This window comes from Methylomonas sp. MS20 (genome assembly GCF_050275925.1).
GTDB lineage: Bacteria > Pseudomonadota > Gammaproteobacteria > Methylococcales > Methylomonadaceae > Methylomonas > Methylomonas koyamae_A.
Genome location: NZ_CP189962.1, coordinates 4,277,721 through 4,292,308, shown reverse-complemented (window position 1 = coordinate 4,292,308; position 14,588 = coordinate 4,277,721). Strand labels below are relative to the sequence as shown.

Here is a 14,588-nt window from a genome sequence, read left to right as displayed (position 1 = left end):
ATTCCGGCTTTAGGCTGGCGGACGTTAACCGATTCGCCGCTTCCAAAAACCAAGGCGCTAGGCGAGGCGCCGCTATTCGCCCCCGAGGACATTCCATGCGCAACCCCCACCCTTTATCGTTGCTGTCGGCCGGTCTGGCAGCCGCGTTGTTGACTCTATCCGTCGCGGCGGTCGCCGAAACCACGGTCGAAAATGCCGACTATTGGCGGCAAAACGGCCAGCACAGCATTCGCGTCGCCGAAGACCTGCAACCGATCGATCGTCACGCCAAGAACGTAATTCTGTTTGTCGGCGACGGCATGGGCATCTCGACCGTGACCGCGGCCCGCATTTTCGAAGGCCAAGGTAAGGCCGACAATCGCGGTGGCGAGGAAAATCTGCTGAGTTTCGAAAAAGCGCCCTACATGGCTTTGTCGAAAACCTACAGTGTCAATCAGCAAACTTCCGACTCGGCGCCGACAATGACCGCGATGATCACCGGCGTCAAGACCAACGACGGTGAGTTGTCGGTCAGCATGGAAGTCGCGCGTAAGGAGAGAAGCGCGGAAGTCGTTAACCAATACAAAGTCAAAACCCTGTTGGAGCAGGCCGAGGAGCGCGGCCTGTCCACCGGTATCGTCTCGACGGCTCGGATTACCCACGCTACTCCGGCTGCTTGCTATGCGCACACGTCCGAGCGGGATTGGGAGTCCGACGCGCAAATGCCGGCCGACGCCACCGTTAGCGATATTGCCAAGCAATTGGTCAATTTCAGCTACGGTGACGGCCTGGAAGTCGCGATGGGCGGCGGTCGTAGCATGTTCCTACCCAATACCCAGACCGACCCGGAAGACACCGCCAGCAAGGGCGGTCGCAAGGACGGCTTGGATCTGACTCAGCAATGGCTGAGCCACTACGCCAAATCCGCTTATGTTTACGATAAAACCGGTTTCGATGCGGTGGACGCGAAAAGCACCGATCATCTGTTGGGGCTGTTTGAACGTTCGCACATGGAGTACGAAACCGATCGAGCCAACGACACCGGTGGCGAACCTTCGCTAACCGAAATGACCGAAAAAGCCATCGATATTCTGTCGAAAAACCGTAAAGGTTACGTGCTGATGGTGGAGGCCGGCCGCATTGACCACGCTCACCACGCCGGTAACGCTTACCGGGCGCTGGCGGATACCGTCGAGTTATCCAATGCGGTGCGCAAGGCCGTCGAAAAAACCGACGCCAAGGATACGCTCATCGTCGTCACCGCTGACCATAGCCACACCTTTACCATCGCCGGCTATCCGGGACGCGGCAATCCAATTACCGGATTGGTCAAGGAACCGGGCGCGACGGTCTTCGCCAAGGACAGCAACGGTTTACCTTATACGACGCTGGGTTACGCCAACGGCCCCGGCTACCGTGGTCCCAACCCCCGCCCGGATTTGACAGACGTCGATACATCGCATCCGGACTTCTTGCAGGAAGCCGCGATACCGATGGCTAGCGAAACCCATGCCGGCGAGGACGTTGCGATTTACGCTTACGGCCCGAAAGCTCATCTGTTCCATGGTGTGCAAGAACAGAGCTACATCTACCACGTGATGGCGCGGGCGCTGAAATTGCCTGTCGGCCAGTAAGCGTTGGTTGACTGCGTTGTAGGGGCGCCAACCGGCGCCCCTTTTTTATGTTTGGAGTACCGATGTTGAAAACCGTATTTTCCGTTTGCTTGGTTTTGCTGATGAGCTTGACCGCATGTCAATCCCAGTTGCCGAGCCCTTTGCAAATTCAGGCGGTGGAGGCGATGCCGCCGCTGGCGGCCGAATTCGAAACCGAAGTACTCGAAACCGACACGCACGGTGACGAGACGACGCGAGTGTATCGTTGGCGTTTTGTCCGCCACGCTGATCGGGTGGAAACCCACAATCTGAGCGACGACAGCGGCGAAGTTTGGCGACGGCTGGCCGGCGGCGACATCGCTTATCAAAAAGTATTCCACGGTCAACGCCAAACCATCGACTATCAGCCGGGTGATTTGAAAGCCCTGGCGGCGGTGCCCGATTGGCGGGCGGTCGCCACCTTGCTTAGTCCCGCCGAGCTCGATGGCTTACAGGCGGACGGCGAGGAATCCGTGCTGGGACGGGTTGCCTTGCGATACCGGTCGGGTCAGGGCGAAATCGAAGAACTTTTGTGGTTGAACCGGGAACAACTGCCGGCTCTGATTCGACGCCAGGAGCGCGGTCATCTGTTAGTCACCCGTTTGGCGGCACTATACCCGACTGGACAAGCGCCCTGGCCGGAACCGCGCGACGAGGACTACGGACACACAGACTATGCCGATCTCGGCGATAAGGAGGGCGATCCTTTTGTCAAATCGATCTTACCGACGCTGAAAGGCGGCCATCATCACGAGCATTAACTGGATGAGTTCGGTAATCAGGGGAGGGCGGTTGGCGGTCTGTCGTAGATTCGGCACACCGCGAGCTTGGTTAAACCGCTACTTTCGAGGTGCAATGGGAGTATTTGGTTCGTTAGACCGGATTAGGGTTTTGGCAAGGGTCGTGTAATACGTTTCATCAAATCTTAACCGAACTGAAACTTGAATTTCTTGTGTGCTGGTTAGCATCTTTTCCGCAAGGGCGAGAGGCCGCCTCTTGCTTTTTGAAAAAACCAACAAACCGCACTTAAGGAAATTGATTATGAAAGAGTTTAGACTGACCCTGATAGCCGCTGCCGTGGCGTCACTGGTATCTCCGGTCGCGGCTAACGCCGCGGAAACGGCGTTCGATAATTTTACGCCGTTGACCGCTTCCGCTGGCCCTGCAGCCAACGAGGCGTCACCGATTACGTTGTCTAGCCCGAACTTTACCCAGGTTTCGATTGCCGACCGCTCGACGCAACTGGCGCAAGGCCAGAGCAATAGCGGCAACTGGGACATGATTACCGCCAACGAAACCGGCCCGAACGCCGGCCGATATTTATTCATGCCGTTCGAAACCGGCGCGGGCGGGGTGCAACGTATCGATTTGCACGATTCGAACTACAACACGCGCACCACAACCATCGTGGCGTCCGGAACGCAGGACTTTGTCTCCGGCGACGCTTCTCGTTGGGCGCCATGGGGTGGCTATTTGACCGCCGAGGAGTCTTGGGGAAACGGCAGCAGCAAAGGCCGCTTATTCGAAGTAACTAATCCGACCACCGCGACAGCAATCGGCGGCAACTTCGTGCAACGTAGCATTCTGCCGCGCGTGTCTCACGAAGGTTTGGCGTTCGATAGTGGTAACAACCTGTATTTCGTCGACGAGTTGAACGGCGGATCGATCTACAAATATGTTTCAGCCAATCCGCTTGCCGATAATGGCGACGATTTCTTCTCGGCTGGTCAAACCTTCGTCATGAAGGTCGGCGTCGGCGGACAATTCGAAGGCAATAACGGTCCGGCGATTACCGGAGCATTCTCTTGGGAAGCGATCACCGATGTCAACGGCGGCGTTCTGGCCGGCGTGTCGGTATTGGCCAGCGACGGCACCATCGACGGCCGTGCTTCCGCCGACGATAACGATGTATTGGCGACCGGCTTCAATCGTCCAGAGGACTTGGAATTTCAAAACTTGGGCGGAAATCAGTTGATCTACTTCACGACCACCGATTCCGATACCAACGCGAATACCACCGACGGCCGTAGCCGCATTTACAATTTCAACGTGGCGACACAGTCGTTGAGCTTGTTTGCCGATTCCAACACTATCGATTTGGCGACCGGTTTAGCAGTCGGCGGTGGCTTGCGGAATGCCGACAATCTGGCGATCGACGCCGAGGGAAATATCTATATCATCGAAGATCGCGATGGCGCGGTGGATGACGATATCTGGTTCGCTAAGGACATCAACAAGGACGGCGATTTGCTGGATGCCGGCGAAGGCTTGGCGCGTTGGGCGTCGAACGGTACTACGGGTTCCGAGTTTACCGGTTTGTATTTCGATAAGTTCAACCCGAATGTTGCGTACGTCAACATTCAACATCCAGCCAGCGGCGTGGACCGTACGATGCAAATCAACGCGGTGCCGGTTCCTGGCGCGGTTTGGTTGTTCGGTTCGGCCATCGTAGGCCTGATCGGCTTGCGCCGCCGGGGCTGATTCTCGTGAGCGGGCAGGGACGCCCACTCAGTCTTAATCTCCACCGCCCGTTAACACTCCGGTCGCTACCCGGTGATCCGTGCCTTCAGGTGGATAGCCGGGAATTGGCCGGCATTTCAAGCAGAGAAACGATATGAAATTTGGATTCAAAATGATGGCCGTGCTCGGCGCATTATCGGTTGGCCCCAGCGCCGAAGCCGCGGTGATAACCCAGTGGAATTTCAATTCCGATCCGGCCGACGCTGCCACCGGCACCGGTGTTACCACGCCCGCAGTCGGTATTGGCGGCGCGACATTGTTGGGCGTCACCGGCAGCTTTAGCAGTGGCGATGCCAGCGGCGGCTCGTCGGACCCGTCGAGCGGTGACGATAGCGGCTGGCAAACCACCGGCTACGCAACGCAATCGGTTGGCAACAAAACCCGCGGCACGCAATACTTGGTGAGCACGCTGGGCTTCGAGAATATTACGGTCAGCTACGATCTGCGGCATAGCAACACCAGCTCTCGTTACGAACAAGTGCAATACACACTGGACGGTTCTATCTGGAACGATGTTGCCCAATTCGACGGCAATGCCGGCGACACTTGGTTTAACGGCCGTAGCGTGGATTTCAGCGCAATCGCTGGCGTTGCCGATAATCCTCTTTTTGGTGTGCGTATCGTCGCGGCATTCGCGCCGGGCGGCACTGGCTATCTGGCATCCGATGCGACCAAAACCTACGGGGCCGCCGGTACCTGGCGCTTTGATATGGTTACTGTATCGGGCAGTGAAATTGCGGCGGTACCGGTGCCGGGCGCGGTTTGGCTGTTCGGTTCGGCTCTGATTGGTCTGCTCGGCGGCGCGCGTCGCAAGGCTTGATCGCCAGTCTCGTAAACCCGTTGTTAGCGAGCAAAAAAAGCCTCGGTTAAACGAGGCTTTTTTTGTTGAGCGCCGGCTTATTTATGAATTTCACTATGCAGCGCCCGATACTCTTCGGTCAATTTATGGCTGGGCGCGTAATGGATTAATGGTTGGGCATCCGAGTGCGATTCGCGGACTTTGACCGAGGTCGAGATCTTGGTTTCCAACACCGGCAGGCCTTCGGCGATCAATTCCTCGACGAGCTGGCGGGGCAGGTTGGCTTGTTTTTGGTATTGGTTGACCACGATGCCTTCGATTTCCAATTTGTCGTTGTGGTCGGCCTTGACCTCGGCAATGGCTCTCATCAAGGTGTACAGCGCTTCACGGGCGAAGGTGTCGCAATCGAACGGAATCAGGCATTTTTCGGCCGCGATCAGCGCGGATTGACTGTAAAAATTCAACACCGGCGGCGTGTCGATATAAATATGTTCGAAGCCTTCCAGCTTTTCCAGCGCTTCCTTTAATTTGAAGATTTTGTAACGCGATTCCAAGCGGCCTTGTAGCGCTTCCAGATCCGGGTGAGAGGGGATGACATACAGGTTCGGAAACGGGGTTTCATGTATCGCGCTTTCCAGGCCTTCCTTGCCGCCGCCGAATAGGCCCAGTCCCAGATTGTCCTTAAAGAAATGAGCGATGGTCTTATCCGGGTCGCCGACTTTGGCGCCCAGCAGGTACTGTGTGGAGTTGCCCTGAATGTCTAGGTCGATGACCAGGGTTTTTTTGCCTTCCACGGCACTGATGGCCGCGAGATTGCAGGTGATCGTGGATTTGCCCACGCCGCCCTTCTGATTGAAAATCACCCTGCGCATGATTACCCTCGACAGTTAGCAAATAAAAGCCCGCATTATAAGGTTAACGCTTGTAATATCAACAGCGTGAGAACCGGGTGCCCTTGCATTCGGGACAATCGGGCAGCACGCTGGTCGATTTGAAGGCGATTTGCTTGCCGCAGGCATCGCAGACGAAGGTGCCGGGGCCGGTGACGTCGCCGCTTTGATAGGGGTGGTACTGCTTGGCTTCCATTTCCAGCGCCGCCAGTTTGACGCGGGTTTTGTCGGCGATGCTCATAAAGGCGTCGAGCGCGAAGTTTTCGATCAGCTCGAGGTCGAACTTTAGCCACTCCGACCATGAGTCGTTTCGGTCTTCCCGTTGCGGCGAGGCGGCGACGTGTTCGACGTCGCGCATCACGTAATCGGCGATTTTATTGATTTCCTCTTGGGTATGGCCGCCCAGTTCGCTGGTTTTTTCCTTGGCGATTTCCAATGCGTCGGCGACCGTATGCAGGGTATCGTCCATGGCTTCGTAGAGATGGCCCATCAGATCGTCGTACGCTTTGGTCAGTTTGCTTTCGCCCATGGTTGCTCCCGGTTGTTATAGTGATTTGAGGCTTTGGATTTACCCGCCTCTAAGGTATTCTAGCGCCTTTTTATAGCATAAGACGAACAGGATGGAAGAGCATTACAACCCCACGGCCATCGAACAAAAAGTCCAAGCCGAGTGGGAAAAATCCGGGGTTTTCACGGCTGTCGAGAACACCGGCAAGGAAAAGTATTACTGTCTGTCGATGTTTCCCTATCCCAGCGGCAAACTGCACATGGGCCACGTTCGCAACTATACGATAGGCGATGTCATCAGCCGCTTTCAGCGCATGCAAGGCAAACATGTGTTGCAACCGATGGGCTGGGACGCCTTCGGCTTGCCGGCGGAAAACGCCGCGATGCAGAACAAGGTGCATCCGGCCGATTGGACCTATTCCAATATCGACTACATGCGCGATCAGCTCAAACGTTTGGGCTTCGGTTACGACTGGAGTCGCGAGCTGGCGACTTGCGATCCGGACTATTACCGTTGGGAGCAGTGGTTCTTCATCCGTTTGCTGGAAAAAGATCTGGTTTATAAGAAAACCGCGCCAGTTAACTGGTGCCCGCACGATCAAACCGTACTGGCCAACGAACAGGTCATCGACGGTTGCTGCTGGCGCTGCGACACGCCGGTCGAGAAGAAGGAAATCTCGCAGTGGTTTTTGAAAATCACCGCTTACGCCCAGGAGCTGCTCGACGACTTGCAAAAATTGCCGGGCTGGCCCGAACAGGTACGGACGATGCAGGCCAACTGGATAGGCCGTTCCGAAGGCGTGGAGATGGATTTTGCGGTCGACTGCAGGGATGCGGAAGGTAGAGCGCTGTCGGGAACAAGCGCCGATGAGGGTTTCGAGTCGCCGATCCGTATCTATACCACTCGGCCCGACACGGTGATGGGCGTGACTTATGTCGCGGTCGCTGCGGAACACCCGCTCGCGTTGAAAGCCGCCGAAACCAATGCCGACATCGCCGCCTTCATCGAATCCTGCAAGCAGATGGAAACCTCGGAAGCGGCGATGGAGACGATGGAAAAGCGCGGTATCGCTTCCGGTTACCAAGCCATTCATCCTTTGACTGGCGAATCGGTGCCGATATGGATCGCCAACTTCGTGTTGATGAGCTACGGCACCGGCGCGGTGATGTCGGTGCCGGCTCATGACCAGCGCGACTACGAATTCGCCAAGCGCTACGGCATTGCCATCAAGGAAGTCATCGCTTCCGCGGACCGCGCGGACGATAGTGTTGCCGAAAAAGCTTTCACCGATAAAGGTGTGCTGCTTAACTCCGGCGAATTCGACGGTCTGGATTTCAAGCAAGCCTTCGATGCCATCGCCGCCAAATTGGCCGGCCTCGGCAAAGGCGAGCGAAAAACCAACTTTCGCCTGCGCGACTGGGGCGTCTCGCGCCAACGCTACTGGGGCGCGCCGATTCCGGTGATTTACTGCGACGACTGCGGCACCGTGCCCGTGCCCGACGAGCAATTGCCGGTGACCTTGCCGCGCGATGTGGTGCTGGACGGCTCGCAATCGCCGCTGGCCGCGCATCCGACCTTTCCGCATGCCGATTGCCCGAAATGCGGCAAACCGGCGCGGCGCGAGACCGATACCTTCGATACCTTCATGGAGTCGTCCTGGTACTTCGCCCGCTACGCCAGTCAAGACTGCGATACCGCGATGCTGGATCAACGCGCCAACTACTGGTTGCCGGTCGACCATTATATCGGCGGCATCGAGCACGCAATCTTGCATTTGCTGTATGCGCGCTTCTACACCAAATTGCTGCGCGATGAAGGTTTGATCGTCTGCGACGAGCCGTTCAAAAACCTGCTGACTCAAGGCATGGTCGTCGCCGAGACCTTTTATCAACACGACGAACACGGTCATAAAAAGTATTTCAACCTGACCCAAATCGAAGTCGAGCGCGACGCCAAAGGCAAAATCGTCGGCGCCAAATTGCTGGAAGACGGTTCGCCGGTCACGGTCGGCGCGATCGAGAAGATGTCCAAGTCCAAGAACAACGGCGTCGATCCGCAGGTGTTGATCGACAAATACGGCGCCGACACGGTACGCTTGTATACGATGTTTACATCGCCGCCGGACCAATCCTTGGAATGGAACGACGCCGGCGTCGAAGGCGCGTTTCGCTTCCTGAAGCGTTTGTGGCGACAAGTGTATCTGCACGTCGAAGCCGGCTTGCCTTCGATCGCCCTAGACAAAGCCGCGCTAAACGACGATCAAAAAGCCCTGCGCCGTCAGTTGCATCAGGCTTTACAAAAAGTCGGCGACGACATGGCGCGCCGCCACACCTTCAACACCGCGATTGCCGCGAACATGGAGCTACTCAATGCGCTGAACAAATTCGAGGATGACAGCGTTAACGGTCGGGCGGTGCGTCAGGAAGTATTGGAAGCGATCGTGTTGATGCTGGCGCCGATCATTCCTCACGCGGCACAACAGCTTTGGAACGAATTGGGTCGCGATAGCGACATCGTCGTCGCTTCATGGCCGGACGTCGACGAATCGGCATTGGTGCAGGACAGCATCGAAATGGTGGTGCAGGTCAACGGCAAGCTGCGCGGCAAATTGTCGGTAGCGGCTGCGGCGACTAAAGACCAAGTCGAGGCGCTGGCTTTGGCCGACGCAAACGTGCAGCGCTTTCTAGAGGGTAAGCCGATCAAAAAGCTGATCGTCGTGCCCGGTAAATTGGTGAATATCGTTGTTTAAGTTCAGCTCTCGGCGGTGGTCCGGTTTGCGGGCCGGGATTCTTCTGATCGGGGCGGGTATGACCGGCTGCGGATATCATTTGCGCGGCTCGGTCGATATGCCGGAAGCGATGAAGAACGTTTATGTCTTCGGCGCCTCGCCGCAGCTGCAAAGCCAGATGCAGTCCATCGTGCGCGCGTCTAAAGGTAAGATCGTGGGTTCGCCGAACGATGCGGGTGTCGTGGTTAAGGTCTTGAAGGAAGACATGCGTCGCCGGACCCTGTCTATCGGCTCGACCGGTAAATCCAACGAATCGGAGCTGGAATATTATTTGCGCTTCCAGATGTACGATAACCAGGAGAAACCGTTGATGGAAGAGCAGACCATCGAGATGAGTCGCGAGTTTTTCAACGACCAAACCGCGATTTTGGCCAAGACCAACGAGGAACAATTGATCCGCTCCGAGATGTACAAGCAAGTCGCCCGTATGTTGTTGGCTAGGGCCAGGATAGCCGTCGACAATCAGAAAAAATAGCGATGCGCTTGAAGGTCGATCAGCTTGCCGGCGCATTGCAAAAAAATCTGGCGCCGGTTTATTGGGTCGGCGGCGACGAGCCGTTGCAGGTGGGCGAGGCGGCCGACGAGGTCCGCGCCGCCGCTCGGCGGGCGGGCTATACGACTCGCGAAGTGGTGTCGGTGGAAACCGGTAACGAGTGGCCGCTTTTGATGGCCGAAGCGGAATCCCTGTCGATATTCTCCGACAAGAAACTGATTGATTTGCGATTGCCGTCCGCCAAGCCGGGTATCGAGGGCGGCAAGGTTTTGGTCGAGTATTGCAAGAAGCGCCCCGACGATACGATTTTACTGATTAGCGCCGGGAAACTGGAAGTGGCTTCATCGAAGTCGCAGTGGTTTCAGGCCCTAGAAAACATCGGCGTCGTGGTGCAGGTTTGGCCGCTGCAAGGTCAAGAGTTTTTGCAATGGTTGCAACGTCGGGCCGAACGCAGAGGGATGCATCTGAGCAGCGAGGCCGTTAGACTATTGGCGTCCAGGGTGGAGGGCAACCTGTTGGCGGCGGCTCAGGAAATCGAAAAACTCTTCATACTGCATGGGGCTGTCACGATAGACAAAGCGGCAATCGAGGGCGATGTCGCCGACAGCTCGCGCTTCGATGTCTTTAAGTTGGTCGAGGCGCTATCGGCGGGCAAGCTGAATCGCGCGGTCAGAATATTGCAGGCATTGCGCGCGGAGGGCGTCGCGGCTCCCGTGGTGTTGTGGGCGATTAGCCGCGAAGCGAGATTGCTTTGGCATCTTCACAGCGAAGCCAAGGTCGGTGGATTGTCCGAGGCGACCTTCAAAAAATACCAGGTTTGGGACAAACGTAAGCAAGCCGTTCAAGAGGCCATGGTTCGAATCAAACCGGCCGAATTGCGAGCCATTCTGTTGGCTTGCGCGGCAACAGACGCCCGCGTCAAAGGCCAAGTCACTGGCGACGAGTGGGAAGGGTTATTCGAAATTTGCCGGCTCTGGGTAAAGCCTTTAAGAACCGGAACCGCCGCCTAATGTGGAAACTGGCGGCGGTTTTGGTTTTGCGGATTAAGCGAGTTTGCGTTTGCCGCCGGCCATTAGAGCCAGCAAGCCGGTACCGAACATCCAGACTGCGGCTGGAACTGGAACGGCGGTAAGCTGTAGGTTGCCGTCTGAGGCAAATAACGCCCCACCAACTTTGCTTTCGCCTTGTACACTGTTGATCGATGTCAAGATAGACACGCCTTTGGTTTTGATAGTAAAGATTGCATCGCCCCCGGCTATGGTGTCTGGAGAATACACATTGTGGTCGTAACCGTTAAGTCCGCCTGTGAAGGAAAGACTCATGTCCTGGTATCCTGAGCCAGAATTGTTGCCGGTAATTTTGACGCTTCCTTCGCCACTCGCAATACTACCGTAAAGGATAGCCGACCCGTTGCTGAACCCAGAGTCCGTGGTGAAATTAAAATCTGGATTTGTGTCGAAATAAAGGCCGACGTTACCAGTGTCTATAGTAAACGTTTGGGTACTGCCATTATTGACGTAGCTCCCTGAAAACGTCGCAATGGCGGTCAATTCGTAACCCGATCCCGAACCAGTGGAATTAAGATTAGGCGCCGCGACTGTTCCAAAATCGAATGAGTGCGAAACAACCGCTGATTGATACCAGCCTTGCATGGTACCGGTTGTTGCGGATGTAGGAGAAAACTTAACCAAGGCTACTCCCAAGCCAAAATCATAGGTGTCGAACTGAGCTACAGTATCTTCGAATCCGTCGCTACCGACAGCCTGGGAGTAATCGGCTGTCCCTACCCATGAGTTAGCAAAGGCGAGCGGGGATGTCATCAGGAGTCCGGTGACGAGGATGGTGTGTTTGAACGTTTTCATCTAGTACCTCTGTTTAAAATTAATGTCCCCCCGGATTTTTATAACGCTTTTTGTGAATCAATGCAAATTACAGTTCTAAGACCAAGGAAATATGTTTTACAGTTCGAGATAGAAAAACCATCACGAAAATTTGTGCGAAGTTAGCTAGGAAGCTGGGTGAGTTTTGTGGCGTTTTAACCGGGTTGTTTTCGAGGTTTTTTCGGCCGGTCGCTTGGGCTAGAATGTCCGAGCTTGAATAACCGTAAACAGACGAGGACTTACTTATGGCAGAGTTTAGAAGGTACAAGTGTAAAACTTGCGGCCACATTTACGACGAAAAACTGGGTGATCCAAAAAGCGGCATTGCACCAGGAACCCTTTGGGAAGATGTGCCGGACGATTGGGGTTGTCCGAAATGCGGCGCGATCAAAGTAATGTTTACGCTGATGAAATAGCGGTTCAGCAATTGGACCGCCGTGGTATTTGCGGCGGTCGGCACCGAAAAAGGGCGCGACGGCGCCCTTTTTTGTAGGACTCAGGCCAGCTTGGCTTTGATAAAGTCGACGAGGTCCCGCATCGCCACATCACGGCTCGCGGCTTCCCCTCGGCCTTGGTACTCGACGCTGCCGCTATCCAGGCTGCGGTCGCCGATGACGACACGGTGCGGAATACCGATCAATTCCATGTCCGAGAACATGAAACCGGCTCGTACTTTTCTGTCGTCCAACAAGACTTCGATGCCGGCCGCAAGCAAGTCTTGGTAGATTTGTTCGACGGTATCGCGCAATCGGTCGGATTTATACATATTCATCGGACAGATCGCGACCTGAAACGGCGCCAATTCCTTCGGCCAGATAATACCGCGCTCGTCGTGACCTTGCTCGATGGCGGCGGCGACTACCCGAGAGACTCCGATGCCGTAGCAGCCCATGATCATCGTTTGGTTCTTGCCGGCTTCGTTGACCACGGCCGCTTTCATCGCTTCGCTGTATTTACCGCCCAATTGAAAGATATGGCCGACTTCGATGCCGCGAGCGATAGTCAAGGTGCCGTGCCCGTCAGGGCTGGGATCGCCGTCCACCACTTGGCGAATGTCGCGGAATTCGATGCCGCTCAATGGTCGGTCGCGCTCCCAGTTGACGCCGGTGTAATGGAATCCGGCTTCGTTTGCGCCGCAGACGAAGTCGCTAAGGTTTTCGACGGCGAAATCTGCAATGATGGCGGTTATAGGCCCAGGAAACAGTTTGTGACCTTCGGTAATCGGGCCGATATACCCAGGCCGGCAGCCTAGATGGGTTTCGATTACGGTATCGGTGGCGAAGTCGAAGGCGCCGATGATTTTGTTCAATTTGATCTCGTTCAGTTCGTGGTCGCCGCGCAACAAGATTAAATATTGGAAGTCTTTCGGCTGGCCTAACGGATCGTTACCCTTATGGGTAACGAGCAAGGTTTTAAGTACCTTTTCCGGCGACACGCCCAGAAACTCGCTGACCTCGGCAATGGTTTTCTTGCCGGGGGTGGCCGTTTTTTCGAATGTTTTTTCGGGTGCGGGTCTGTTCAGCGCGGGTCTTATCGTTTCGGCCTTTTCGACATTCGCCGCGTATTCGCTTTCGGTCGAAAAGGCAATCGCATCCTCGCCGGAATCGGCCAGCACGTGGAACTCATGAGAAACTGCCCCGCCGATCGCGCCGGAATCGGCCATCACGGCCCGGAATTTCAGGCCGAATCGGTTGAAGATGTTGGTATAGGTTTGGTACATCACGTCGTAGGTCTGCTGCAAGGACGTTTGATCCAGGTGGAAGGAATAGGCGTCCTTCATGACGAATTCCCGGGAGCGCATCACGCCGAAACGCGGACGGATTTCGTCGCGAAATTTGGTTTGGATTTGATAGTAGGTCACCGGCAGTTGTTTGTAGCTTTTCAACTCGTGGCGGGCCAGATCGGTGATAATCTCCTCGTGCGTCGGGCCCAGGCAGAAATCCCGGTCGTGGCGGTCTTTCATCCGCGCCAATTCCGGGCCGTATTTTTCCCAGCGACCGGTTTCCTGCCAAAGTTCCGCAGGTTGCAACGCCGGCATCAGTACCTCCAGCGCGCCGGATTTATTCATTTCCTCGCGGGTAATTTGTTCAACCTTGCGTAAAATGCGCAGGCCCAACGGTAGCCATGTGTAAATGCCCGCCGCCAGTTTACGAATTAATCCTGCCCGGATCATCAGTTTGTGGCTGGCAATTTCGGCGTCGGCCGGTGTTTCTTTAACGGTGCTGAGGGGAAATTGGCTAGTACGCATGGCGGCCTTCGAAGTAATTAACAAATCGTCTATTTTAACGTTTAAATTGGCGAACGACGACAAGGTTCGCCGATTTCGCGATCACTGTAAGCGGGCTTGGCATTGCCGCGACCGCCGAAATTTGGGAAACTTGAAAAAATAAAAAATCTCACCGGGAACGAAAGGGAAAAATGATTAAAGTCTTGCTGGTTGATGATCATGAGTTGGTTAGGAGCGGTATTCAGGCCTTGTTGTCGGCGGAAACGGACATTGCGGTTGTAGCGGTCTGCAATTGCGGCGAGCAGGCGCTGAAAGTAGTTGAGACGGATCCGCCCGACGTGATTCTGATGGATATCAATATGCCGGGAATGGGCGGCGTTGAAGCGTGTCGACGTATTCTGGCAGCGAATCCGCAAATCAGAATCATTGGAGTATCGGTGCATAACGATGGCCCGATTCCTCAACAATTGCTGAAATTGGGAGTGGTCGGTTTTGTCTCCAAAGGCTCGTCGACAGCGGAGATGGTGGCGGCGATTAAGGCGGTGGCGTCTGGTAAGCGCTACTTGTGTCAAGATGTCGCCAGTAATTTGGCGTTTCAGTTGTTACCAGGCGCCAACCCATCACCTTTTTTGCAACTGTCTTCTCGGGAAGCCGAGGTGGCTCGCCTGATACTGAGCGGTAAAAGTATTCAGGAAATGTCGGCGTTATTGAAAATCAACGACAAGACGATCAATACCTACCGCTATCGTTTGTACGGTAAATTGGGAATCAAGAACGATGTGGAGCTGACCAGGCTCGCCGTCAAATATGACTATTTGGACGGCGTTTGATTGCCAATATTAGTGGAATCCG

At 55.4% G+C, this 14,588-nt stretch carries 13 protein-coding genes; 9 read left to right on the top strand and 4 right to left on the bottom strand.

Features of this window, described 5'->3' with window-relative positions; genetic code table 11:
* The first annotated feature begins 95 nt into the window (after window positions 1-95).
* The 4 genes from ACQE3D_RS19270 (at window position 96) to ACQE3D_RS19255 (ending at window position 4,971) form a co-directional block, all read left to right on the top strand.
* Window positions 96-1,613 carry an alkaline phosphatase gene (locus tag ACQE3D_RS19270; protein WP_064029309.1) on the top strand — a complete coding sequence of 506 codons (1,518 nt, stop codon included), beginning with the start codon at window positions 96-98 and terminating at the stop codon, window positions 1,611-1,613.
* A 62-nt stretch (window positions 1,614-1,675) separates the two neighbouring features.
* Window positions 1,676-2,392, top strand: coding sequence for a hypothetical protein (locus ACQE3D_RS19265; protein WP_313730849.1), 717 nt, complete (start codon window positions 1,676-1,678; stop codon window positions 2,390-2,392).
* 280 nt (window positions 2,393-2,672) lie between these two features.
* A complete protein-coding gene (locus ACQE3D_RS19260) occupies window positions 2,673-4,112 on the top strand; it encodes an alkaline phosphatase PhoX (RefSeq protein ID WP_313730850.1) in 1,440 nt (479 codons plus the stop codon).
* A gap of 133 nt (window positions 4,113-4,245) precedes the next feature.
* Window positions 4,246-4,971, top strand: a complete 726-nt coding sequence (locus ACQE3D_RS19255; protein WP_313730851.1) for a hypothetical protein — start codon at window positions 4,246-4,248, stop codon at window positions 4,969-4,971.
* A 77-nt stretch (window positions 4,972-5,048) separates the two neighbouring features.
* On the opposite strand, the gene ACQE3D_RS19250 is transcribed toward ACQE3D_RS19255, so the two are convergent.
* Together ACQE3D_RS19250 and ACQE3D_RS19245 are read right to left on the bottom strand one after the other, a co-directional pair.
* Window positions 5,049-5,822 carry a ParA family protein gene (locus ACQE3D_RS19250; RefSeq protein WP_064029315.1) on the bottom strand — a complete coding sequence of 258 codons (774 nt, stop codon included), beginning with the start codon at window positions 5,820-5,822 and terminating at the stop codon, window positions 5,049-5,051.
* 58 nt (window positions 5,823-5,880) lie between these two features.
* Complete coding sequence (locus tag ACQE3D_RS19245) at window positions 5,881-6,369, bottom strand: zinc ribbon-containing protein (protein ID WP_064029317.1); 489 nt, start codon at window positions 6,367-6,369, stop codon at window positions 5,881-5,883.
* Between the two features lie 91 nt (window positions 6,370-6,460).
* Between ACQE3D_RS19245 and leuS the strand changes: the two genes are divergently transcribed.
* From leuS to holA, 3 genes are read left to right on the top strand one after another with little or no spacing between them, the layout of a single operon-like run.
* Entirely contained in the window at window positions 6,461-9,097 is a 2,637-nt protein-coding gene (gene leuS, locus ACQE3D_RS19240) for a leucine--tRNA ligase (protein ID WP_313730855.1), read from the top strand.
* A 58-nt stretch (window positions 9,098-9,155) separates the two neighbouring features.
* Entirely contained in the window at window positions 9,156-9,611 is a 456-nt protein-coding gene (lptE, locus tag ACQE3D_RS19235) for an LPS assembly lipoprotein LptE (RefSeq protein WP_071160564.1), read from the top strand.
* 2 nt (window positions 9,612-9,613) lie between these two features.
* Window positions 9,614-10,639, top strand: coding sequence for a DNA polymerase III subunit delta (gene holA / locus ACQE3D_RS19230; protein ID WP_313730856.1), 1,026 nt, complete (start codon window positions 9,614-9,616; stop codon window positions 10,637-10,639).
* Window positions 10,640-10,672: 33 nt separating this feature from the next.
* On the opposite strand, the gene pepA is transcribed toward holA, so the two are convergent.
* Window positions 10,673-11,491 (bottom strand): flocculation-associated PEP-CTERM protein PepA, encoded by an 819-nt coding sequence (pepA, locus tag ACQE3D_RS19225; protein WP_064029327.1) that lies wholly within the window; start codon window positions 11,489-11,491, stop codon window positions 10,673-10,675.
* Between the two features lie 263 nt (window positions 11,492-11,754).
* Between pepA and ACQE3D_RS19220 the strand changes: the two genes are divergently transcribed.
* Window positions 11,755-11,925 carry a rubredoxin gene (locus ACQE3D_RS19220; RefSeq protein WP_082885552.1) on the top strand — a complete coding sequence of 57 codons (171 nt, stop codon included), beginning with the start codon at window positions 11,755-11,757 and terminating at the stop codon, window positions 11,923-11,925.
* An 80-nt stretch (window positions 11,926-12,005) separates the two neighbouring features.
* On the opposite strand, the gene ACQE3D_RS19215 is transcribed toward ACQE3D_RS19220, so the two are convergent.
* Entirely contained in the window at window positions 12,006-13,757 is a 1,752-nt protein-coding gene (locus ACQE3D_RS19215) for a proline--tRNA ligase (RefSeq protein ID WP_313730857.1), read from the bottom strand.
* A 170-nt stretch (window positions 13,758-13,927) separates the two neighbouring features.
* Here ACQE3D_RS19215 and ACQE3D_RS19210 point away from each other — a divergent pair, with 170 nt between their 5' ends.
* Window positions 13,928-14,566, top strand: coding sequence for a response regulator (locus ACQE3D_RS19210; RefSeq protein ID WP_064029334.1), 639 nt, complete (start codon window positions 13,928-13,930; stop codon window positions 14,564-14,566).
* Window positions 14,567-14,588: the final 22 nt, after the last annotated feature.